This is a genomic window from Kribbella sp. NPDC051620, assembly GCF_044453825.1.
Classification (GTDB): domain Bacteria; phylum Actinomycetota; class Actinomycetes; order Propionibacteriales; family Kribbellaceae; genus Kribbella.
This window is the reverse complement of sequence record NZ_JBITDB010000003.1, coordinates 307,084-330,127: the sequence shown is the minus strand read 5'-3', so window position 1 is coordinate 330,127 and position 23,044 is coordinate 307,084. Positions and strand designations below refer to the sequence as shown.

The window sequence follows — 23,044 nt, the reverse complement described above, 5'->3', positions numbered from 1 at the left end:
TGGATGCCGGGGTCAACCAACCGCGTGGAACAAGGCCTCGCCGAGTGGCAGCTCGGCGGCCGTCTTCAGCACCAGATCGGCGGCACCGAGCGATGACGCAGCGACATAGGGGTTGGGGATCGCGATGGCCGTCATCCCCAGCGCGGCCGCCGCGGCGACACCGTGCGCTGTGTCCTCCACTGCGGCGGTGGCAGGGCCGGGGAGTCCGAGGCGGTCCAGCGCGAGTTGGTAGACCGCCGGGTCAGGCTTGTGAGCAGTGACCTCGTCGCCGGCGGCGATCACGTCGAAGAGGTCTACAGCGCCGACCCGCTGCAGGTTCCCGACCACCCAGGACAGTTCCGAGCTGCTCGCGATGGCGAGTCTCAGCCCGAGTTCGCGGGCCTCCAGCAACCAGGAGCGGATGCCCGGACGGAAGTCGAGATCCTGGTGCAGTCGATCCCGGTACGCCGTACGCCGCGCATGACTCACCTCGCGATCGAAGTCCGGCACCAGAGCAGCCAACTGGGCGTACCGAGCCTCGCTCGTACTTCCGCCGTGCCCCGGCCAGAAGTCGTCATCCAGCGAGAGCTCGAGCCCGTGCTGCGCCCACTCGTTCTGCCAGCTCTTCACCAGCGTCGTCTCGGTGTCCATCAGCAGCCCGTCGAAGTCGAACACCACCGCCTCGACCGGCAACCCCACCAGCCGCGCCGCCAGGCGATGAATCTCCCCGGTGCTCAATCCGCACAGCGACAGATAGCTCCGCACCCCGCCGTACCGCGCGTCCACATGATCAAGGGCGGCGGTGATCGTCTCGGGCAACGTCCGGGAGAGCAAGGCAGCCCGCGAACGCTCCTCAACAGGCAGTGCCGCGATCTGTTCGAGCACGCCCAGCCGCACCTCGCTGATCACGTAGTCGGCCACGATCTGGTCCCGCGGCACACCGATCAGGTCGAGCAGCAACGCGACCAGCAGCCCCGTGCGGTCCTTGCCCGACTTGCAGTGCACGACGACCGGCCGATCCTGCGGCGCCGAAGCAACAGCCCGCAAAGCCTGCTCGATCTGTCCCTGGTTGCGATCAAGACTGCCGCGATAGATGTCGCCCAGCAGCGGCTCGTCCTCCGGCACGCGCTCCTTGTCGCGTACCGGATCGATCCACGGAATCCGCCGGTACTCCGCTACGCCCTCCAGCGGATGCGCCTGCGTCATCTCCCAATCCGAGCGCAGATCGAGCACCAACCCGGCCCCGACGCCCCGCAACGCCTCCCGCCCGGCGGCGTCGAGGTTGTCGGGGGAGTCGGTCCGAATCATCGTCCCGCCCCGCGTCACCCCGCCGTACCGGGTCTGGAACCCACCCAGGTCGCGAGTGTTCAGGCAACCGCTCCACGCCAGATCCGTCACCCACCTGACCCTATGACACCCAACGACTCGAAGTCGTGCCAACTGCCGCCGTCCCAGTAGAGGTGGTGCAGCGCCGAATCGGTGCCCCGCACGAAGATGTCGAGCCGGCCCGGTCCCCAGGACACGGCTGATCCGGCTGGTTGCGCCCGGGGTGCCACAGTCGCGCCGACGAGGCCGAGCCAACCAGCCAGGGCTGCGGCGTTCATCCGGAGGATCTCGCTTGCCAGCGACCAGTCGAGGAATTCGAGCTTGTCGTTGGCCGAGTGGATGTGCCCGTTCGCGCTGTCCGCGCCCTCGATCGTCAGCACCGCCGGCACTCCAGCGTTGTTGAACGGCACATGATCGCTGGCGAACGGACTCAGCGACGTCTCGACCTTCAGTCCCGTGTACGTCGCCGCGGCCGCGGCCAAGTCGTCGATCTGCCCGGACGACACCGCCGCGCCCTCCAGCAGGACGGTCGGTGTCGCGCTGTTTTTCGAGGCGATCATGTCCATGTTGAGCACCGCGCGGATCCGCGACCGCTCCACAGCCGGCAGTGCAGCGACGTACTGCTTGCTCCCGTACAACCCTTCTTCCTCACCACCGAAGAGGATCAGCCGTACGTCGTGCTCCCACTTCCGGCTCGCGATCAGCCGCCCGAGCTCCAGTACTCCGGCGGACCCGCTCGCGTTGTCGTCGGCGCCCGGCGCATTGCCGCCCGGCCCACCCGCGAGGTTGATCGAGTCGAGGTGCGCGGTGATCAGGACGAGCCCGCGCGCCCCGGCGCCTGACCCGGCCCGGTCGCCAATGAGGTTCTCCGAATGCCCGGCCCCGACGGTGATCGGCTGACGCGTGACACCGTAGCCGAGGGCAACCATCCGCGCTGCCGCGAAGTCCACCGCGGTAGTGAATGACGGGCTGAGTGAATGCCTGGTCGGCAGACTCGCGAACCAGGACAGGTCCGCCTGGTACGACGCCGGCGCGAGCTCACCGACCAACCCGGCAACCACCGGGTCGGCCCGTCGAGCCACTCGCGCCGGTACGTCGACGATCGTCGTACCGGCCTTCAACGCCTCCACTCGCCAGCAGTGGTTGGACCGCCGCCGGGGTTTGTCAGCAGCCGAGATCACCAGATGGCGACCGTGATCGAGCAACGGCGTGACGTCAGGAAACTCGTCCTGGAAGCTACGCCCGACCTGCGTCACGAGCACCAGCCCCGGCGCAGTACGCGACGCCCGCCCAAGCTTCTGGTCGGCAGGCCCCCACAGGATCGTCTTGTCGCCGAACCGAGCCGACTTGGCACCGTCGGCCGCATCCACGCTCGGCACCACCAGATACCGAACAGGCGAACCGGTCATCTCACTCCTCCCAACGAATCTCCAGCCGATCCGGCCCCACAGACACCAAGGACCCGGCCGAGCTTGTGGGGCGGCTGATCTGCCCGGCCGCTGACCAGCGCCCCGCCGGGCCGCTTTCGGGGGCGTCGCCTCGGCCGATCAGCAGTTCTGTGAAGGTGCCGTCGGCGTGGAACTCCACCCCCCGCCGGCCGCGGGCCGGCGGGAAGGCGAAGTCGTCGCGGCGGTAGACGGTCACGCCGTCGTGGTCCTCCTCGAAGGAGTGTGTCCACCGCCCGGCCAACTGCGAGGTGTTCAGTTCAGCACCGCCTGCTCAGCGACAGCGCCGTTCGGCAACAGGTCCGGCACCGGCTGATCCAGCTTGAAGTCGCTGATCACGCCGCCGAGCGCCTCATACCCGGTGATCGACGGTCCCCAGGCCGTTCCGTCCCACCACTTGTGGTACATCCCGCCATCCGTGCCGACGACGAAGACGTCCAGCCGGTCGGGTCCCCACGACGTCACCCGAGGCTCGTCGACGCAGATGCCGCCGAGCGACTCGAACCCGGACCACGACGTGCCGTCCCACCACTGGTGGTACAGCGCGGAGTCGGTACCGAGGACGAACACGTCGAGCCGGTTCGCGGCCCACGAGACGACGGTCGGCGCGCTCGTGCAGATGCCGCCGAGGTTCTCCCAGTCCGCCGACCACGACGTACCGTCGTACCACTTGTGGTAGAGCGCGGAGTCGGTGCCGATGACGAACAGGTCGAGCCGGTTCGGACCCCAGGCCACCGCGGTCGGGGGAGAGGCGCAGACGCCGCCGAGCGACTCGAAGCCGCCCCAGGCGGTGCCGTCCCACCACTTGTGGTAGACCGCGTTGTCCGTGCCGAGCACGAAGACGTCGAGCCGATCAGGGCCCCAGGCAACTACTTCGGGCGGGCTCATGCAGATCCCGCCGAGATACTCGAAGTCGTTCCACTGTGACCCGTCCCACCACTTGTGGTAGAGCGCACGGTCGGTACCGAGCACAAAGACATCAAGCCGGTCGGAGGACCACGTCGCGACCCGCGGTGGGCTCATGCAGATGCCGCCGAGCGCTTCATAGCCAGTCTCCGAAGGTCCCCAGGCGGTCCCGTCCCACCACTTGTGGTAGAGCCCGTGGTCGGTTCCGAGCACGAACGCGTCGAGCCGGTTCGGCCCCCAGGCCGCCACTTCCGGAGCACTCATGCACACACCACCCAGGTATTCGTAGCCGCTGACGGACGGTCCCCAGGCGGCTCCGTCCCACCATTTGTGATACGTCGCCCGGTCCGTACCGAGCACGAACGCGTCGATCCGGTTGTCGTCCCACGACACGACCGGCCCGGCGGGAGTCGGCAGTGCCGTACCGGAGCCCGAACCCTGGTTGAGATCCGTGCGGACGGTGTCCAGACAGGCTTCCATCCGAGCGACCTGGTCGTTGGTGAACATCACCATGCCGCGGTCGTCGGTGTAGTCCATGTAGTTCACGAACAGGTCGCCGTTCGGCCCGTTGCTGCAGGACAGCTTCGGGAACGTCGGTACGCCGAAGTTCGGGCCGCCCTGGTTCGGGGTGTCCGCGACCTCGTCGCTGCCGCTGCAGCCCGTGCCGTCATCGCCCCAGATGTGGAACAGGTTGAGGTAGTGGCCGATCTCGTGCGTCGTCGTCCGGCCGAGATCGAACGGCGCCGCGGCGGTACCGTTCGTGCCGAACCCGCTGTGCAGGATGACGACGCCGTCGGTCTCCGCCGGGCCGCCCGGGAACTGCGCGTAGCCCAGCAGGCCGCCACCGAGCTGACCGACCCAGATGTTCAGGTACCGATCGGCTGGCCAGGGATCGATGCCACCTGTCGCCGACGACTTGATCGCGTCGTCCGTCGTGAAGCCGGTGCGCGTCGTCTGGGTCCGGGTGACGCCGGTCGTCGGGTTGCCGTTCGGGTCCGTCGTCGCCAGCGCGAACTCGATCCGCGAGTCGGCGACCAGCCCGGTGAACGGAGCCGGCACGATGCCGATATCGGTGTTGGTCGCCCGGAAGTCCCGGTTCAGGACCTCGATCTGGCTGTCGATCTGGGCTTGCGAGATGTTCTGCGCGGCCGTGTTCCAGACGACATGGACGACAACCGGGATGTGCGCGACGCCGCTGAACCGCTGCTGCGCGGCGACGTACTGCGTGGTCGCGTTCTCCAGATAGGAACGCGCCGCGACATACTCCGCCGACGTCGACAGCAGCCGCCGGTGTACGTCCATCACGCCACACTGCCGCCGACTGGGCGTCTGGCTGTCGCGCCCCATACCGGCCCCACCACCACTGGTCATGCCAGGTGCGGCCTCTCCACCACCGGCCATACCAGTCGCACCGGCTCCCGGCATGCCGGGCATTCCGTTCACCGACGGCGTCGCCCCCGTCGGCATCGCTCCACCGGGCATCTCGTTCCCGGCGCCCCGTTCGTTCTTGTCCGCTCTCCCGTTGGCCTTCCTCGGCATTTCTCCCCCTAGTGCGTGCGGGGGCAAGGAAAGAAGAATGAACAGGATGCCCCCCAAGACGCTGCTCTTTTTCAGCGTGCTCCCGTCAGCGCCGGTGCACAAGACCGCGAGCCCTGGCAGTCAGTTTCACCTTTTCCCTTGCGTACGTTGGAGAATGGCGTCAGGAGGGGTGAATGAGACGAGAGCTGTCCGTTCCGTTCGAGGTCCGCGGTCAACGCGGACTGATCAACATCCGCGTGCTGGCCAACGACGACCCTTATGCCTCCGGGCACGGGTTGGTCGTCCCAGGTCTGGATGCGGAGGCCTACCGCAACTTCCCGATCTGTACCGCGACGCTGCGGTACCACGGTCAGGGCCTCAACGCGATCATGGGCTGGATCCAGCTCGTCACCCGCGCGGGCGAGGTCACGGTCGACGCCCCCGCCTTCACCGCCGACGTCAGCCCGCTGGCCGCGTACGGGTTCTTGCCGACCTTCTTCGACGCGCCCGCGCACCCCAAGGACCCCGATGGCGTCTGGCGCGCGGACACGTTCCTCGTGATCGTGCCCGATGTGTTTCACACCCGCGTCGTCGAGCCGATCGGCGCCTTCACCTGGGGCTACCGCCTGCACGGCGGCTATGCCGACCCACTCGACCCAGCTCGCCGCTCAGCCGACTGGCGAGATCACCGTGCCACGCTCACCACGCGCTACCCGGATTGGCAGTTCCTCTAGAGCTCCAGCTCCCAGTCGGTTCGCTGGGCGACCGGCCGGAAGCCGAGGTGCACGTTGACCGCGATCATCGGGCCGTTGGTGGTCGCGTTCCAGGTGTGCAGGACTGCCGGACGGTCGAGCTCAGCCTGCAGCGACCGGAAGTTGGGCACCTTCACCGCGAGCCCGAGCCGCCGGCCACGGTGTTCCGGGCGGACGAAGGTGTCCCATTGGTAGAGGCGCCCGGGATCGCCGGTCCCGCCACCCATCTGCGTGTACGCCGCCAGCTGACCGTCCTTGTCGACGGCGACGGTGGTGTGGCAGAACCGACCTTGCTTGAGCCTCCGCGCCTCGGCCTCGCGCAGTCGCTCGGGCGTCCACCGGGCCGGTTCCTGGTCGAGCTCTCCGGTCGGTACGTCGACGGACATCGCGCTCAGCGCATCGGCGAACTGCTCGACCCACTCGTCCGGAGTGTGCTCACGCCACTGGACGATCTCGTATCCGGCGACCGGCTGATCCAGCTCGGCCAGCCGTTCCTCCGACAGCGGCAGTTCGAGCACCTGATGCAACTCGACCAGCTTGCGGACGAACCCCTGCTTGGCGGCGAACGCAGTACCAGCGCTCTCACCGGTCACCGCATCGCCCAGAATCATCCCGGCGAGCACTCGCCGGCCGTCCTGCCTGGCCCGCTCGATCACCGCCTCGAGAAGCTTGGTGCCCACGCCTGTACGCCGGTACTGCTCGGCGACCGCGATCTCCACCTCGACGAGGTGCGTGTTCTCCTGCAGCGGCCAGTCGAGCCAGGCGATCCCCAGCCACCTATCGCCATCGACCAGCCCGAGTCCGTCGGCCCGCAGATCGGAGTGCTGGTCGGCCATCAGGACCCGCGCCTCTTCCAGTCCCAGCCCTGACGGGAACTCGGCTTCCCGGCGTACCGCGTCCCGCAGCTTGTAAAACCGCTCGAAGGTGTCGCGGTCCCGGCCGTCCACTGTCACGGATTCCATGACGGCGACCCTATGGGGTGCGGGCAGGGAAGCGCGCTGGGTTTTAGTGGTGGGGGCGGAGGGTGCGGTTGGCGGCCGGCTCGGCGATCTGCTCGCGGAAGGGGTGGGCGGGGTAGACGCCCAGGATCCGGACCTCGACGGAGAAGAAGGCGAGCTCCTCCAGGGCGAGGGCGACGTGCGGGTCCTCGGGGTGGCCCTCGACGTCGGCGTAGAACTGGGTGGCGAAGAACGAGCCGCCGAGCTGGTAGCTCTCCAGCTTGGTCATGTTGACGCCGTTGGTCGCGAAGCCGCCCATCGCCTTGTAGAGCGCGGCGGGCACGTTGCGGACCCGGTAGACGAAGCTCGTGATCGTCGGCCCCGAGCCCACCGCGGGCACCACCGGCTCGCGGGACAGCACCAGGAACCGGGTGGTGTTGTGGTGCTCGTCCTCGACGTCCTCAGCCAGGATGTCCAGCCCGTAGAGCCCGGCCGCGGCCACCGGTGACAGGGCGGCGACGGTTGGGTCGTTCAGCTCGGACACCTCCCGGGCGGCGCCGGCGGTGTCGTCGGCGACGACGGTCGCCCAGCCGTGCTCGCGGATGATCTTGCGGCACTGGCCGAGCGCGTGGACGTGGCTGCGGACCGTCTTGATCGACTCGATCGGCGTACCAGGGGTGGCCAGCAGCTGGAAGTGGATCGGCAGGAAGAACTCGCCGATGATGTGCAGCCCGGAGTCCGGCAGCAGGTGGTGGATGTCGGCCACCCGGCCGGCGATCGAGTTGTCGACCGGGATCATCGCCAGCCCGGCGCGGCCGGTGTTCACCGCCTCGAGCGCGTCCTCGAAGGTCGTACAGGGCAGCTGTTCGCGGCCGGGAAACATCTCGGTGCACGCCATCGCCGAATTGGCTCCTGGCTCACCCTGGTACGCGATCGGTCCGTCCACGGTTTCCCAGCCTAGTGCCACCCTGTCTCACCCCTTGACTCAGGTGTCCGACTTGCGGACTTTCTTCGGGGCGCCGGTGGTCGCCCGGCCCTCCAGCGACTTGGCCTTGGTGGCGTACATGTCGACGTACTCCTGGCCGGACAGCTCCATGATCTTGTACATGATCTCGTCGGTGACGGCGCGCAGGATCAGCCGGTCGCCCTCCATCCCGTCGTACCGGGAGAAGTCCAGCGGCTCGCCGAACTTGACCGTCGGGGAGGCGAACGAGGCGACCACCTTGCCGGGCGGGGCGACCACGTCGGTGCCGATCACGCCACACGGGATCACCGGGACCTTCGCCTCGAGCGCGAGCCGGGCGACACCGGTCCGGCCCTTGTAGAGCTTGCCGTCGTGGGAGCGGGTGCCCTCGGGGTAGATGCCGAACAGGTCGCCGCGCTCCAGCACCTTGAGGCCGGCCTTGATGGCGCCCTCGGACGCCGAGCCGCCGGACCGGTCGATGGGGACCTGGCCGGTGCCCTTGAAGAAGCCGCGCTGGAACCGGCCCTTGATCCCGGCGCCGGTGAAGTAGTCCGACTTGGCGACGAAGGTGACCCGGCGGCGCAGTACCAGCGGCATGAAGATCCAGTCCGCGTAGGACAGGTGGTTGCTCGCGATGATCGCCGGACCGAGGTCCGGGATGTTCTCGGCGCCCTCCACCTTCGGGCGGAAGATGCGCTTGACCGGCGGGCCGACCACGACGTTCTTCAGCACCCAGTAGATGCCCTTGCCATCGCCGTCACCGGCGTCGTCGACCGGGCGCTCAGGCTCCGGTTCGAACCGCGGCGACTGTGCCGGTTCCGTCATCGATGTCCTTTCCTCACGTTTCCCCGAGCCCTCATGATGCCGTACGCCGCCCGGTCACGCCCCCGGCTACTGGCAAGTTCGCCGCGCGGAAGCCGCTGACAAGTCCGCCGGGCTCTTCGTAGGCTTCTCACGGCGGCCTCGCCATGAGCCGCCATGTCTGGGGAGGACCGCCTCGTGAGGACCAGCGCCAAGGCACGCCGACTGACAGCCGTCCTGGGAGCAGCCGCCGCGGTACTGGCCGGCCTTCCGCTCGCCGGCATCCCGCTCCCGGCGACGGCTGGTGAGTCGCCCACCGACAGCCTCGCGGCCGCCGTGCCCGCCACCGTGGTGCCGCTCCAGGTGACGGGACCCGCCTCGTCGCGGTTCAACCTGGTGGTGATGGGGGACGGGTACACGGCGGCTGACCTGCCGAAGTTCCGGGAGCAGGTGGACAAGCACCTGAACGTGCTCTGGAGCATCGAGCCGTTCAAGACCTACCGCAACTACGTCAACGTGTACGCCGTCGAGATCGCCTCACCCGAGAGTGGCGTCGACTGCGATCCCGGCTTGGACTCACCCAAGGTCGACACCCCGCTCCAGATGGGCTTCTGGGGCGGCTGCAACCCCGGGTCGGTCCAGCGCCTGCTCACGGTGAGCGCGACCGCGGCAGCGCAGTACGCCGATCTGGTCCCCGGTACTACGCCCGCCAACCGTCAGATCCTTGCCATCGGCAACAGCAACACCTATGGCGGCGCAGGTGGCACCTACGCGACCGCCTCCGGCGGCAACGCCCTCTCCGCCCTCATCACGCCCCACGAACTCGGCCACTCCCTGGGCGGCCTGCAGGACGAGTACGACTACTACGCCCGAGGCGACCGGGGTGCCCCCTACGAAGGCGCCGAACCCTCGTCAATCCACCACACCCTCCTGACTGAACAGCAAATGCTCACCCAGCAGAAGAAATGGTTCCGCTGGCTGGGCGAGCCCTCGGAATCCGGCGGCCCGATCGCCCGCTACGAAGCCGGCATGTACGCCGGCTCCGGCATCTGGCGCCCGTCCAAACACTCGATGATGAAGGTCCTCGGCTACTACTTCGACCAGGTCTCCCGAGAACGCATGACCCAGCGAATCTCCTCCCGAGCCACCCTCATCCAATCCAGCACCCCACCCGGCCCAGTAACCCCCACCCAACTGGTCTGGCTACAAACCCTCCACCCCGCCACCCACGAACTAACCGTCACCTGGACCCTCGACGGCACCCCCCTCCCCACCAACAACCAACGCCACGTAAACCTCAACACCCTGGCTCTAACCCCCGGCCCCCACACCCTCACCGCAAAGGTGGTCGACCCCACCCCCTTCGTCCGAGACCCAGCGATCCGAGCCTCCACCGCCCTGACGGCAACCCGTACCTGGACCATCACCCCACCAAGCCAGCCCCAAGCAGACGCACAGGCAGAAGCCCAACCACGGGCGGACGCGCAGCCCCGGGCGGACGTAGAGGCGGTAGCCCAGTCCCAGGCGGCCGTGCAGGCAGAAGCCCAACCCCAGGCGGACGCGCAGCCCCGGGCGGACGTAGAGGCGGTAGCCCAGTCCCAGGCGGCCGTGCAGCCCCGGGCGGACGTGCAGGCAGAGGCACCCACCCGGCCCCCAGCAACCCTCACCAACGAGGCGGGCTCTGAACCACCACCGGCGGCGCAGGCCAACCCGACCACCGGCGAAGGGGCCGCCGCCGACGGCATCCGGGCCACCGGCTCAGGAGCTGGCACCCCGCCCACTGGCGGCTCGCAGACGGACCTGACCCAGGCACCCACCCCCCAGGACGCGGGCCTCGCAACACAACCGGCGGCGCAGGCCAACCCGACCACCGCGGAAGTACCCGCCGCCGTGCAGGCGACCTTCACCACCTCCACCTCGACCGAGCACCCGGTGAATGCGGATGAGGTGGTTTATGTGGAGACGACCCAGAGCGACACCGAGCAACCACCAGTCGAGTGGCGGCTGGATGGCAACGTGGTGGACAACCCCGGCAACGACCGCGACCTCGACCTCGCACCGCTCAACCTGACCGGCACCCACACCCTCACGGCCCGCGTAGGCGCCAGTGAACTGACCTGGCAGGTCGACGGAGTAGAGCCGACAGTGACCCCCACCCTGTCGAAGCCGCTGCTCAAGATCACCAAGCCCACCGGCCCGGAGTACATCTACAACGACGCCTTCACCATGTCCTTGAAGGCGACGGACGACACCGAAGGCTACGTAGTACCGGAGTTCCGCACCGACGGCGACGGTTGGTACAACTACTACGGCTGGCCGACCGACGCCAACGCCCCCTTCAAGTTCACCGCCGAAGGTACCGAGATCGACCAACTCGTCTACGGCAAACTAGGCGCCCCCCGAGTCGTCCCCTGGGACGACGTCCCGTCCGGCTACGGCCGCCACCGGATCGAGTACCGCGCGATCGATGCCCCCGGCAACATCGCCACCCCGCACAGCTTCGCCGTCACCCTCCTCCGCCCGACACCAGCCTGCACGACGACCATCACCGGCACCCGCAACGGCCCACTGACGTTGACCTCCGGCGTCACCTGCCTCACCAACGCCACCATCAACGGCCCGGTCGCAGTCCGCAACGGTGCCTCTCTGGTTGCCACCGACACCAAGATCTCCGGCCCGGTCAACGCCACCAACGCGGCAGACCTCCACCTGCTCCGTACGACGGTCAACGGCCCAGTCACCTCAACCGGTACCACCCGCTCCGAGGTACTCGTCGCCACCACCGTCAGCGGCCCGACGACAGTACTCAAATCGAGCACCGCCGACCCCGTAGTACTGGCCGGCAACACCATCAACGGCCCCCTCACCTGCTCCTCCAACACAGCAGCACCGTCGAACCTCCAAGCCCCCAACCACGTCACCGGCCCCCGCACCGGCCAGTGCAGCGGTTTATGACAGGCGGGTGAAAGGCCAGGCCGGGTAGCGTGCCGCCATGAACGGACTGCGAGTCGGATCGCTGCTGGTGGCGATGATGCTGACCGGCCTGGTCGCCGGTGTGTTCGGCAGCTATGCCAACGCCTTCATGCCCGGTCTGGCCAAGACCGATGACAAGACGTTCGTCGGCGCCTTCCAGGCGGTCGACCGGGCGATCATCAACCCGGTCTTCCTCGGCGCCGGCTTCTTCGGCGCGCTGTTCTTCACCCTCCTGGCGGGCATCGTCAACCTGAAGGAGAAGGCGCTGCCGTGGATCGCGGTCGCCTTCGTCCTCTACCTGGTCGTCGTGATCATCACGGTCAGCGTCAACGTCCCCCTGAACGACGCGATCAAGGCAGCAGGCGACCCGAACACGATCGACGTCACCGCCGTCCGCGCCGCCTTCGACGAGTCCAAGTGGCGCGCCTTCAACCTCGTCCGCGTCGTCCTCAACACCGTCGCCTTCGCTCTGCTCGCTTGGGCGTTGTACCTGACCGGCAAGTCCAGCGCCCAGCCGTAGCCGTTCTCATACCCGTACTGCGTACTTGCCCTCGCCGCGCCCGTCCGCCAACGCCTGCTGAGCCTCCGCTGCATGCTGGAGCCCGTCGACGACGGTCGGCTCGACCTGCAGCTCACCACGGCTGAGCCTCAGCAGTACGTCGGTCAGCGCCTCAGCCACCATCCAGGGCGCCTTGGCCGCGTACCCCCTGATGCTGAACCCACCGATCGCCGCATTCCCACCGAACAACCTCCCGGCCGCAGGCAGGGAAGCCAGGGGAGTCCCGCCCGCGTTGCCGAACAGCACGATCCGTCCACCGGCCGCGACCAGCTCCAGATCGGTCTCGATCCAGTCCGTCCCCTGCGGATCGAGGATGAGGTCGACGCCCCGTCCACTCGTCAATTCCCCAACCCTGTCGACGATTCCGTCACCACGGACGACCACCGCGTCGTACCCGGCCTTCTCCGCCGCAGCGGCCCTCCCTGCGCTCCCCACAGTCCCCACCAAGAGCCCAGCCCCGTACAGGCGAGCAAGCGAAGCCAGTGCCTGCCCCACCCCTCCAGCTGCCGAGTGGACGAGCACACTGTCGCCCGCACGCAACCGCCCAGTCGGTCCCAGCAGCAGTGCCGCGGTAGTGAGCGTCCCCGGAGCCACAGCCGCCTGCTCGAACGGCACCCCAGCAGGGATCTCCACAACAAGCTCACCCCGTACTACGGCAACCTCAGCCAACCCACCCGTCGCAGTGAAGGCCGCCACCGGATACCGATCGCCGGCCCACTCACCCCAGCACCGAGCGCCCGTACCGTCCCAGCAACCTCAAGCCCCGGTATGAACGGCCAGCCAGTCGCATACCCGGCATCCCCACGCCGGGCCATCACGTCGATGAAGTTCACCCCGGCCGCCCGGACATCGATCGCCACCTCGCCAGGCCCCGGCTCCGGCGTCGCAACCTCACCCACTCGGGTCGTACTCGTGTCGGCGGCGGGCTGGTCGAAGAGCAGTGCGCGCATCGGGTTTCCTCTCGGCGTTTCGTCGAGCCCACGCTATGCCTCGCGAGGGTTTCTTGAATGAGCGTTCCAGTTAGCTTAGGCTGGGCGCATGGCGAGGATGCGGGAGTTCGACACCGAGGCGGCGGTCGAGGCAGCGATGACCAGTTTCCGCCGCACCGGCTTCGCCGGCACGTCGATCCAGGATTTGGTGGACGCCACCGGACTCGGCCGCGGCTCGCTCTACGCAGCCTTCGGCAACAAGGAGGGCCTGTACCTGGCCGCCCTCGACCTCTACCACGACCGGTACGCCGTACCGCTGATGGAACTCCTGCGCAGCGGCGCACCCGCCCGGGAACTGATCCGCGCGGTGATGATCTCCGTCGTCGACGAGGTCGTCGGTGACGGCCGACAGGAGGCCTGCCTGATCGTCAGTAGCGCGACGGAGCGGGCTCGGCATGACGCTGTCGTGCAGACTCGCCTCAAGGAGACCATCCACTCGCTGGAGGGCGCCTTCTTCGACCTGATCGCGCATGCGCAGGGGACCGGTGAGCTGCCGGCGACCCATCGGCCGCTCGAGCTGGCCAAGTTCCTGGTGATGACTCTGCAGGGGATCCGCGTAATCGGCGCGGTCGACCCGGATCGCGCCGCCCTGACCGCCTCGGTGGAGCTCGCGGTCAACTCTCTGGACTGACCGGGGCTGCCGCCTCGTCCGGCGGTGGTCGCGATCTGCGCAAATAATGGAATGCTCGTTCAAGATAGGTGAAGACGATGAAGAAGATCGGTGTCGGAGTGATCGGCGCGAGCCTGGACGGCTGGGCGGCGATGAGTCATCTGCCGGCTTTGGCCGGCCATCCGGAGTACGAGCTGGTGGCCGTCAGTACCACGCGCAAGGAGTCGGCCGAGCTGGCCGCGGAGCGGTACGGCGTACCGGCTGCTTTTGACGACCATCAGGATCTGATCGCGCATCCTGGCGTCGAGTTGGTCGTGGTGGCGGTCAAGGTGAGTCATCATCACGAGCTCGTCAGCGCTGCGCTGGCGGCGGGCAAGCAGGTCTACTCCGAGTGGCCGCTCGGCGTGAACCGCGCAGAGGCCGAGGAGCTGGCGTCACTGGCTGCCGGGGGCCGCACGGTCATCGGCTTGCAGGGCCGGTATGCACCTGAGATCCAGTACGCGCGACAGCTGATCGCGGACGGGTACGTCGGCCGCGTACTCGGTACGACGGTGGTCGGCTCGGGTGCCGCGTGGGGTGCGGAAACCCAACGCAGGCAGGCATATCTCTTCGATGACTCCCAGGGCGCGACGCTCCTGACGATCGCCGCCGGGCACACCCTCGACACGCTGCAGTACCTGCTGGGGGAGATCGCCGAGGTCTCCGCTGATCTGGTTGTCAGCCGCAAAACGGTCACTGTCATCGACGACGGCACCGAACTGCCGGTGACCGCACCCGATCAGGTCGGGCTGATCGGCACGCTGGCCGATGGCGCCGCGCTGTCCTTCTTCTATCGCGGCTCCAGCTCGCGTGGCGACAACTTCCGCTGGGAGATCAACGGCACCGAGGGCGATCTCGTCCTCACGTCGCCCACCGGGAGCGCGCAGGCGACCGGCCTGACGCTGGCCGGCGGCCGCGGTACCGACCACGAGGTCGCCGAACTGACCGTGCCGGCCGAGCTGCGCGCCCCCGCCAGCCTGCCGAAACCGGCCGAGAACGTCTCACTCCTGTACTCCGCCCTGGCCCGCGACCTGCGGGAGGGAACCAACACAGTGCCCGACTTCACCCACGCCCTACGCCACCACCGCCTGATCGACTCAACCCGCGAATCCGCCACGACCGGCCGCCGCATCCCACTGGCCTGACCCGCTTCTGGGCCGCGGAGGTGAGGTTGTGGCGGCGTTGCTGCGAGAATGGGGTTCGTGGCACCAGTACAGGCTCCGCCGTCCCAGCAGCTCCCTGCGGTCCAGAAGCTGCGGATCCGCTTCGCCAAGCGCGGGCGGCTGCGGTTCACCTCGCACCGCGACTTCCAGCGCGCGTTCGAGCGGGCAGTCCGCCGCGCCGGGCTGCCGGTGGCGTTCTCACACGGCTTCAGCCCGCACCCCAAGATCTCGTACGCCGGTGCCGCGCCGACCGGCGCCGCCTCGGAAGCGGAGTACTTGGAGATCTCGCTCACACACGAGCGGGACCCCGAGCAGGTCCGGGCAGCCCTCGACGAGGCGCTCCCGCCCGGGCTGGACGTGCTCGAGGTGGTTGTCGCCGGGCCGGGCTCCCTGGCCGACCAGCTGGAGGCCAGCGAGTGGCTGATCGCGCTGCCTGGCGTGGATCCGGCCGACGCCGAGCAGGCGGTCGCGGCCTTCCTCGCCCGGGACGAAATTCTGGTCGAGCGCATGACCAAACGGGGTCTTCGCTCGTTTGACTGCCGGGAAGCCGTCCTCCGACTCACCGTCGGTAGTGACCTGGCGACGGTTGAGACGTGTGCGATACTGCAAGTGGTGTTACGGCTCGGAACCCCGGCCGTGAGACCCGACGACGTTCTCGCCGGCGTGCTAGAGGTAGCGACGCTTGAGGTGACGGGCCCGGCTCTTCTGACCAGGCTCGCCCAAGGCCCGCTCATCGAGGCAACCGGCACTGTGGACGATCCGCTCGCTCGTGACCGCGACGCCACCCAGGCGACCGCGACCGGCCAAGCGGTCGACCACCAGACGCATGTAGCGGAGGGCGACGCCGCCGCTCCAGCTGTGCCCTGACGGCATTGCAGGGAGCGGATCCAGAAGGCTTCCGCCGCACCGGATTAGCACCCGGGAGTGGCGAACCGTGACCGCCAGCTGGCAGCGCCGGACCTGTGACAGAGGCCCGCAGGGTGCGCCGGATGGCCTGAGGAGACCCGCACCGCATGCTCGACAACGAGCCGAACGACACCGAGGCAGCCGACGTGGCCGCCACCGCCCCCGCAGCCAAGCGCGCTGCCAGACAACCGGCCGCCAAGAAGGCGACCACGACGCGCAAGCGCACGGCCAAGAAGGCCGCCGCCGTGCCCGTCGAGGCCGCCGCCGTCAGCACCCAGGACGATGGCGAGACCGCTGACCCGGCCCCCGCGCCGGTGAAGAAGACCGCCGCGAAGCGCACGGTCAAGAAAACCGCCGCCAAGCGCCCGGCGAAGAAGGCTGCAGCCCGCGGCACCACCCAGGACAGCCTCCTGGACACCGACGCGGACACCACAGCTGACGCGACTGCCGACGCGGCCTCCGTCGAGGCGGCCGCCCCGGCGCGTGCAGCGAAGAAGACAACTACCCGTAAGCGCACCTCGAAGAAGGCCGCTGCCGCGCAGCCCAACCTCCTCTCCGAGGACACCCCGCTCACCGACGGCCCGGTAGCGGCCGCCGAGCTCCCCGAGGAGCAACTGACCGAGGAAGAGCTCGCCGCCGCCGAGGCAGCAGCCGCTGAGCTGGCCGCAAAGGAAGCGGCACTCCTGGCCGCCGCCGATGCTCCGGCTCGTCGGTCGCGCCGACGTGCGCCGGCCGCCGCGGCCGTGCTGTTCCAGGCTCCGACCGAGGTGCCCAAGCAGGCCGCGTCCACGAGCCCAGTGGAAGCCACCCCGGAAGCAGCCCCCGAGGCTGCGCCCACCGCCGGCCGTCGTACCCGTCGCCGGTCGACCGCCGCCGAGCGTGCGGCCGAGGCCGCCGAGACCCAGGCCAACACCGCCCAGGCCGAGCCCGTAGAGGTCGAGCAGACCCCCGAGGTCGCCGAAGAGCAGGCAAGCACCACCACCCGCCGTCGCCGGAGCCGTCGTAGCCGCGACGCCGAAGAGGTTGCCGCTGACCGCGCCGAGCCCGTGCTCGAGCAGGCCCGCCACATCGACGCGGACACCGAGGACGACGAGACCGACGAGGGTCACGACGCCGAGGCCGACGAGGACGACGACCAGCCCAGCACCACCCGCCGGCGCCGTCGCCGCGGTGGCCGTCGCCGCCGCAAGGCCGGCGAGTCCGACTCCGAGGACAACGCCGACGAGGGCGACGAGCCCGACGAGGACCAGTCCGACGACGAGGCCGAGGACAACGACCAGTCCGCCGAGTCCGACGACGAGGCCGAAGGCGCTGGTACGTCGTCGCGCCGTCGCCGTCGCCGTCGTCGCCGCAAGGGCGAGGACACGGCCCTGGCGGCCGACGACCCGGACGAGACCGTCGTCCGCGTCCGCGAGCCGCGCAGCAAGACCGTCAACAACGAGATCACCGCGGTCGAGGGCTCGACCCGCCTGGAGGCGAAGAAGCAGCGCCGCCGTGAGGGCCGCGCCGCCGGCCGCCGCCGCGCGCCGATCGTCAGCGAGGCCGAGTTCCTGGCCCGCCGCGAGTCGGTCGAGCGGACGATGGTGATCCGGGCCCGCGACGACCTGACCCAGATCGCGGTCTCCGAGGACAACGTCCTGGTCGAGCACTACGTGACGACGGCCGAGCAGAGCTCGCTGATCGGCAACGTGTACCTCGGCCGCGTACAGAACGTGCTGCCCAGCATGGAGGCCGCGTTCATCGACATCGGCAAGGGCCGCAACGCGGTCCTGTACGCCGGTGAGGTGGACTGGGCGACCCTGGGTGGCGCCAACGGCCCGCGCAAGATCGAGCAGGTGCTCAAGTCCGGTCAGGCGGTCCTGGTCCAGGTGACCAAGGACCCGATCGGCCACAAGGGCGCCCGGCTCACCAACCAGATCAGCCTGCCCGGCCGGTACGTCGTGTACGTACCGCGCGGCGGCAACGGCGGGATCAGCCGCAAGCTGCCCGACACCGAGCGGAACCGGCTCAAGGGCATCCTGAAGGACATCGTCCCGGACGAGGCGGGCGTCATCGTCCGTACCGCCGCCGAGGGCGCGACCGAGGAGGAGCTGACCTCGGACGTCAGCCGGCTGCAGTCGTACTGGACGGAGATCGACCAGAAGTCGAAGTCCGGCCAGGCGCCCGCGCTGCTGCACGGCGAGCCCGACCTGCTGATCCGGGTCGTCCGCGACCTGTTCACCGAGGACTTCTCCAAGCTCGTCATCTCCGGTGACGACGCCTACGACCAGGTCAAGGAGTACGTCTCGTACGTCGCTCCGCACCTGGCCGACCGGGTGGAGAAGTGGGACTACAACACCTCCGGCGACGTGTTCGCGAACTACCGGATCGACGAGCAGATCAAGAAGGCGCTCGACCGCAAGGTCTGGCTGCCCTCGGGTGGTTCGCTGATCATCGACCGGACCGAGGCGATGACGGTCGTCGACGTCAACACCGGCAAGTTCACCGGCTCCGGGGGCAACCTCGAGGAGACGGTCACCAAGAACAACCTGGAAGCGGCCGAGGAGATCGTCCGCCAGCTGCGGCTGCGCGACATCGGCGGCATCATCGTGATCGACTTCATCGACATGGTGCTGGAGCTCAACCGCGACCTGGTACTGCGCCGGCTGGTCGAGTGCCTCGGCCGCGACCGGACCAAGCACCAGGTGGCGGAGGTGACGTCGCTCGGGTTGGTCCAGATGACCCGGAAGCGGATCGGCACCGGCCTGCTGGAGGCGTTCAGCGAGAACTGCGACCACTGCGGTGGCCGCGGGCTGATCCTGCACGACGAGCCGAAGGAGTCCCGCCGTCGCGACAACGACGGGCGTGGCCGCGGCCAGCAGCAGCAACAGCAGCACTCGCACGAGCAGAAGCCCGAGGGCGAGGCCGCGAAGAAGACCACGACCCGCAGCCGCAACCGCGGCAAGGGCCGTCGCGACGACGAGCAGACCGATCACACCGATCACACCGATCACACCGAGCACGCTGAGCACCAGGGCAGCGGCAACGGTGACGCGGCCCAGCGCCTGGCCCAGATCGCGGCAGCCTCGGCCGCCGCGAACGGCGACCACACCGCTGGGCAGGCCGAAACGCCCGCGCACACCGAGGCTGCCCACACGGAGGCTGCTCACACCGAGGCCGGACGCGCCGAGGCGACAGCCCAGGACGACCATTCGCAGGCCGAGCAGACCCACGGGGAGCCGTCCCAGGGTGATGACGCCGAGAAGGCTCAGCAGAACGGTTCCGGGCGGAACGGCAGCACCAGGCGCCGGCGCAGCAGCCGGAGCCGCAGCAAGGCCGCGGACAGCGGTGACAGTGATTCAGGTAACAACGGATCCGATGCCGGAGTGAGCACTCCGGAGCTGGAGTCCACCCCAGTTTGACCCGCTCGTGGCGCGCGCCGTATTCTTGTCATTCGGCGCGCGTCATGCGTGCCTCCTTTGTGTGGGCCGCGGTAGGCAGTACACATGCAGGCCCCGCAGTTCTAAGACTTCCGAACAATAGAGAGTGAGATCCACGGTGTACGCGATCGTGCGCAGTGGCGGCACCCAGCAGAAGGTCGCCGTCGGCGATGTCATCGAGATCGACAGCCTGACGGACCAGGTCGGCGACACGGTTTCGCTGACCGCAGTCCTCGTCGTCGATGGCGACACCGTGACGACCGATGCCGCCGCTTTGTCCAAGGTGGCCGTCTCGGCTGAGGTTCTGGGCCGTACCAAGGGCCCGAAGATCCACATCCTCAAGTACAAGAACAAGACCGGTTACCGCAAGCGCCAGGGGCACCGTCAGCACTACACCCAGGTCAAGGTCACCGCGATCGACGCCAAGAAGAAGTGAGCTGAATAAAAAATGGCACACAAAAAGGGAGCAGCGTCGACCCGTAACGGTCGCGACTCCAACGCGCAGCGGCTCGGCGTGAAGCGCTTCGGCGGCCAGCTGGTCAACGCCGGCGAGATCATCGTCCGTCAGCGGGGCACCCACTTCCACCCGGGCACCCTGGTCGGCCGTGGCGGCGACGACACCCTGTTCGCGCTGGCCGAGGGCAAGGTCGAGTTCGGTGTCCGTCGCGGACGCCGTGTTGTCAACATCGTCCCGGCCCCGGCGGAGTAACACCGCCACCCGGTTCGAGCAACAAAGCCTTTTCGAAGGGCGGGTCCGCGGAATAGCGCGGCCCGCCCTTCGGCTATGTATAGAGAAGAAGCGTTTCCCAGCAGGAAGTTGAGTACCTCGATGGCGATCCCCAGCTTTGTCGACCGGGTCACGGTGCACGTCACCGGTGGCAACGGCGGAAACGGCTGCGCCTCGGTGCACAGCGAGAAGTTCAAGCCGCTCGGTGGACCTGACGGCGGCAACGGCGGTGACGGCGGCAGCATCATCCTGCGCGTCGACCCCGACCAGACCACGCTCGTCGACTATCACCGCTCCTCGCACCGCTCGGCCACGAACGGCCAGCAGGGCAAGGGCGATCACCAGGCCGGCAGCAGGGGCGGCGACATCATCCTGCCCGTCCCGGACGGCACGGTCGTCAGCACTCCGGAGGGCGAGGTGCTGGCCGACCTGGTCGGCGTCGGCTCGGAGTACGTCGCGGCCGCCGGCGGCAAGGGCGGTCTGGGCAACGCGGCTCTGGCCAGCTCCAGCCGCAAGGCGCCCGGTTTCGCGCTGCTCGGCGAGGACGGCGAAGAGCGCACCATCGTGCTCGAGCTCAAGGTTGTCGCCGACATCGGTCTGGTCGGCTTCCCGAGCGCCGGCAAGTCCTCGCTGATCGCCTCGATCAGCCGGGCCCGCCCGAAGATCGCCGACTACCCCTTCACCACCCTGATCCCCAACCTGGGCGTCGTCGTCGCCGGTGAGCACATCTTCACCGTGGCCGACGTACCGGGCCTGATCGAGGGCGCGAGCGAGGGCCGCGGTCTCGGCCACGACTTCCTGCGCCACGTCGAGCGCTGCGCCGCGCTGGTGCACGTGATCGACTGCGCGACGTACGAGCCGGGCCGCGACCCGCTGAGCGACCTCGACACGATCGAGGCCGAGCTGAAGGCCCATGGCGGGCTGGAGGACCGGCCGCGGCTGATCGCGCTGAACAAGGTCGACGTGCCGGATGCCAAGGAGATCGCCGAGATGGTGACGGCCGAGCTCGAGCAGCGCGGCTACAAGGTGTTCTCGATCTCGACCGCCAGCCACGAAGGCCTGGATGCGCTGAAGTTCGCGATGGCCGAGATCGTCGAGAAGCGTCGCGCCGAGGAGGAGAAGCCGGACACCACCCGGATCATCCTGCGCCCGCGCGCGACCGGTGGCCCGGAGTTCAAGGTCAAGAAGACCCCTGACGGCGGCTGGCTGATCCAGGGCGAGAAGCCCGAGCGCTGGATCCGGCAGACCGACTTCACCAACGCCGAGGCGACCGGGTACCTGGCCGACCGGCTGAACCGGCTCGGCGTCGAGCGGCAACTGCTCGAACTGGGCGCGATGGCCGGCGACAGCGTGACGATCGGCGACGCCCCGAACTCCGTGGTCTTCGACTTCGCTCCCGAAGTACAGGCCGGTGCTGAGCTGCTGTCTCGCCGTGGCGAGGACCAGCGACTGGACGAGGACCGTCCGGCGGCGCAGCGCCGCAAGGACAAGGACTACGAGTACCACGCCCGGCGGGAGGGCGAGATCGAGCGGCCCAAGGACCTGTCGGAGTACGGCAAGGGCTGGGTCGATGACGAGGTCGACCTGACCCCGGCGGAGGCGAAGGCGGCTCAGAAGGCCGCCGAGAGGGCCGCGCGCAAACAAGCCCGCGAGCTGGCCGCCGCCGAGGAGCTGGAGGCCGAGCGTCTCTACGCGCTGGGTGAGACCATCGACATAGATGCCGAGAGCAACAAGTAGCGTTTCCGGAGGCCGTCGACGACGCCGGCCCACTGCTTGCTCCCACTGAGTCAGGAAAACTGATGACGCAACGGGTTGAGGTCGTCAAGGCCGGGCGGATCGTGGTGAAGGTCGGTTCGTCGTCGCTGACCCAGCGCGGCCGGATCGACCTCGAACGGCTGCGAGTGCTGGTCGACGCGATCGCCGCGCGCCGGGTCGAAGGTACCGAGGTCGTGCTGGTCTCGTCCGGCGCGATCGCGGCCGGTCTGGCGCCGATGGGGTTGCGCTCGCGTCCCCGCGACCTCGCCACCCAGCAGGCGGCCGCGTCGGTCGGCCAGGGGCTGTTGATGGCTCGGTACTCCGATGCCTTCGCCGCGCACGGACTCCGGGTCGGTCAGGTGCTGCTGACCGTCGACGACGTCACCCGGCGAAGCCACTACCGCAACGCGTACCGCACCTTCGCGCGGCTGCTGGAGCTCGGCGTCGTCCCGATCGTCAACGAGAACGACACCGTCGCGACCACCGAGATCCGCTTCGGCGACAACGACCGGCTGGCCGCGCTGACCAGCCACCTCGTGCACACCGACCTGCTGGTGCTGCTGTCGGACGTCGATGGTCTGTACGACGGTGACCCGCGCAAGCCCGGTACGACGATGCTCACCGACGTCCGTGGCCCCGCTGACCTGTTGCCACTGCAGATCGGCCGGACGGGCAGCTCTGGCGTCGGTACGGGTGGTATGCAGACGAAGGTCGAGGCCGCCGCAATCGCCACCGAGGCAGGGATCCCGGTCGTGCTGACCTCAGCCGCCCGAGTCGGCGAAGCCCTTCGAGGCGACCCCGTAGGAACCCTCTTCCACCCCACTGGCCGCCGCCGCAAGACCCGGTTGCTCTGGCTGGCCCACGCAACCTCAGGCCAAGGCCGCCTGGTACTGGACGAAGGCGCCGTCCGAGCCGTGACAGACCGCCGCAGCTCCCTGCTCCCAGCTGGCATCACCGGCGTAGAAGGCACCTTCTCCGCCGGCGACCCAGTAGACCTGATCTCACCCACCGGCGTCGTCATCGCCCGAGGCCTCGTCAACTACGACGCCACCGAACTCCCCAACCTCCTAGGCCGCTCCACCCGAGACCTGGCCCGAGAACTGGGCCCGATGTACGAACGCGAAGTAGTCCACCGCGACGACCTAGTACTCCTCTGACCCCACAGAGCGAAGAACAAGAGCGAAGAACAAGAGCGAAGAACAAGAGCGAAGAACAAGAGCGAAGAACAAGAGCGAAGAACAAGAGCGAAGAACAAGAGCGAAGAACAAGAGCGAA

Annotated in this window: 20 protein-coding genes; 11 read left to right on the top strand and 9 right to left on the bottom strand. The window is 68.6% G+C overall.

Annotated elements, in window-relative coordinates:
* Nucleotides 1-12 precede the first annotated feature (12 nt).
* The 4 genes from ACIA12_RS14580 to ACIA12_RS14565 are packed head-to-tail and all read right to left on the bottom strand — an operon-like array spanning nt 13 to nt 5,195.
* Nucleotides 13-1,377: an HAD-IA family hydrolase gene (locus ACIA12_RS14580; protein WP_396367458.1), complete on the bottom strand. Its 1,365-nt coding sequence runs from the start codon at nt 1,375-1,377 to the stop codon at nt 13-15.
* Entirely contained in the window at nt 1,374-2,714 is a 1,341-nt protein-coding gene (locus ACIA12_RS14575) for a M20/M25/M40 family metallo-hydrolase (protein ID WP_396367457.1), read from the bottom strand. Before ACIA12_RS14575 ends, ACIA12_RS14580 begins: the two co-directional genes overlap by 4 nt.
* 1 nt (nt 2,715) lies before the next feature.
* Nucleotides 2,716-2,949, bottom strand: coding sequence for a hypothetical protein (locus tag ACIA12_RS14570; RefSeq protein WP_396367456.1), 234 nt, complete (start codon nt 2,947-2,949; stop codon nt 2,716-2,718).
* 56 nt (nt 2,950-3,005) lie between these two features.
* On the bottom strand, nt 3,006-5,195 hold the full coding sequence (locus tag ACIA12_RS14565; protein WP_396367455.1) for a M43 family zinc metalloprotease: 2,190 nt from the start codon (nt 5,193-5,195) through the stop codon (nt 3,006-3,008).
* Nucleotides 5,196-5,368: 173 nt separating this feature from the next.
* On the opposite strand from ACIA12_RS14565, the gene ACIA12_RS14560 reads away from it, so the two are divergent.
* Complete coding sequence (locus ACIA12_RS14560) at nt 5,369-5,908, top strand: hypothetical protein (RefSeq protein WP_396367454.1); 540 nt, start codon at nt 5,369-5,371, stop codon at nt 5,906-5,908.
* Here the strand turns inward: ACIA12_RS14560 and ACIA12_RS14555 are convergent.
* The 3 genes from ACIA12_RS14555 to ACIA12_RS14545 are packed head-to-tail and all read right to left on the bottom strand — an operon-like array spanning nt 5,905 to nt 8,653.
* Nucleotides 5,905-6,888 (bottom strand): GNAT family N-acetyltransferase, encoded by a 984-nt coding sequence (locus ACIA12_RS14555; RefSeq protein ID WP_396367453.1) that lies wholly within the window; start codon nt 6,886-6,888, stop codon nt 5,905-5,907. The genes ACIA12_RS14560 and ACIA12_RS14555 overlap by 4 nt on opposite strands.
* 43 nt (nt 6,889-6,931) lie before the next feature.
* Nucleotides 6,932-7,810: a prephenate dehydratase gene (locus ACIA12_RS14550; RefSeq protein WP_396367452.1), complete on the bottom strand. Its 879-nt coding sequence runs from the start codon at nt 7,808-7,810 to the stop codon at nt 6,932-6,934.
* A 39-nt stretch (nt 7,811-7,849) separates the two neighbouring features.
* Nucleotides 7,850-8,653, bottom strand: coding sequence for a lysophospholipid acyltransferase family protein (locus ACIA12_RS14545; protein WP_396367451.1), 804 nt, complete (start codon nt 8,651-8,653; stop codon nt 7,850-7,852).
* A 174-nt stretch (nt 8,654-8,827) separates the two neighbouring features.
* Between ACIA12_RS14545 and ACIA12_RS14540 the strand changes: the two genes are divergently transcribed.
* Both ACIA12_RS14540 and ACIA12_RS14535 read left to right on the top strand, forming a co-directional pair.
* Complete coding sequence (locus ACIA12_RS14540; protein ID WP_396367450.1) at nt 8,828-11,584, top strand: M64 family metallopeptidase; 2,757 nt, start codon at nt 8,828-8,830, stop codon at nt 11,582-11,584.
* A 37-nt stretch (nt 11,585-11,621) separates the two neighbouring features.
* A complete protein-coding gene (locus ACIA12_RS14535) occupies nt 11,622-12,122 on the top strand; it encodes a DUF1772 domain-containing protein (protein ID WP_396367449.1) in 501 nt (166 codons plus the stop codon).
* A gap of 6 nt (nt 12,123-12,128) precedes the next feature.
* On the opposite strand, the gene ACIA12_RS14530 is transcribed toward ACIA12_RS14535, so the two are convergent.
* Both ACIA12_RS14530 and ACIA12_RS14525 read right to left on the bottom strand, forming a co-directional pair.
* Nucleotides 12,129-12,857 (bottom strand): zinc-binding alcohol dehydrogenase family protein, encoded by a 729-nt coding sequence (locus tag ACIA12_RS14530; RefSeq protein WP_396367448.1) that lies wholly within the window; start codon nt 12,855-12,857, stop codon nt 12,129-12,131.
* The gene (locus tag ACIA12_RS14525; RefSeq protein WP_396367447.1) at nt 12,812-13,111 is read right to left on the bottom strand and encodes an alcohol dehydrogenase catalytic domain-containing protein; all 300 of its coding nucleotides are present in this window, start codon (nt 13,109-13,111) and stop codon (nt 12,812-12,814) included. The genes ACIA12_RS14530 and ACIA12_RS14525 overlap by 46 nt, the downstream gene beginning before the upstream one ends.
* 88 nt (nt 13,112-13,199) lie before the next feature.
* Between ACIA12_RS14525 and ACIA12_RS14520 the strand changes: the two genes are divergently transcribed.
* The 8 genes from ACIA12_RS14520 (at nt 13,200) to proB (ending at nt 22,926) form a co-directional block, all read left to right on the top strand.
* A complete protein-coding gene (locus tag ACIA12_RS14520; protein ID WP_396367446.1) occupies nt 13,200-13,781 on the top strand; it encodes a TetR/AcrR family transcriptional regulator in 582 nt (193 codons plus the stop codon).
* Nucleotides 13,782-13,858: 77 nt separating this feature from the next.
* Nucleotides 13,859-14,944, top strand: a complete 1,086-nt coding sequence (locus tag ACIA12_RS14515) for a Gfo/Idh/MocA family protein (protein WP_396367445.1) — start codon at nt 13,859-13,861, stop codon at nt 14,942-14,944.
* 57 nt (nt 14,945-15,001) lie between these two features.
* Complete coding sequence (locus ACIA12_RS14510) at nt 15,002-15,829, top strand: TIGR03936 family radical SAM-associated protein (protein ID WP_396367444.1); 828 nt, start codon at nt 15,002-15,004, stop codon at nt 15,827-15,829.
* Nucleotides 15,830-15,975: 146 nt separating this feature from the next.
* Entirely contained in the window at nt 15,976-19,269 is a 3,294-nt protein-coding gene (locus ACIA12_RS14505) for an Rne/Rng family ribonuclease (protein ID WP_396367443.1), read from the top strand.
* 136 nt (nt 19,270-19,405) lie between these two features.
* Entirely contained in the window at nt 19,406-19,723 is a 318-nt protein-coding gene (rplU, locus tag ACIA12_RS14500) for a 50S ribosomal protein L21 (RefSeq protein ID WP_328335202.1), read from the top strand.
* Nucleotides 19,724-19,735: 12 nt separating this feature from the next.
* Nucleotides 19,736-19,996: a 50S ribosomal protein L27 gene (gene rpmA, locus ACIA12_RS14495; protein ID WP_020388387.1), complete on the top strand. Its 261-nt coding sequence runs from the start codon at nt 19,736-19,738 to the stop codon at nt 19,994-19,996.
* Between the two features lie 120 nt (nt 19,997-20,116).
* Nucleotides 20,117-21,751: a GTPase ObgE gene (gene obgE, locus ACIA12_RS14490; protein ID WP_396367442.1), complete on the top strand. Its 1,635-nt coding sequence runs from the start codon at nt 20,117-20,119 to the stop codon at nt 21,749-21,751.
* A 62-nt stretch (nt 21,752-21,813) separates the two neighbouring features.
* Complete coding sequence (proB, locus tag ACIA12_RS14485) at nt 21,814-22,926, top strand: glutamate 5-kinase (protein ID WP_396367441.1); 1,113 nt, start codon at nt 21,814-21,816, stop codon at nt 22,924-22,926.
* Nucleotides 22,927-23,044 lie beyond the last annotated feature (118 nt).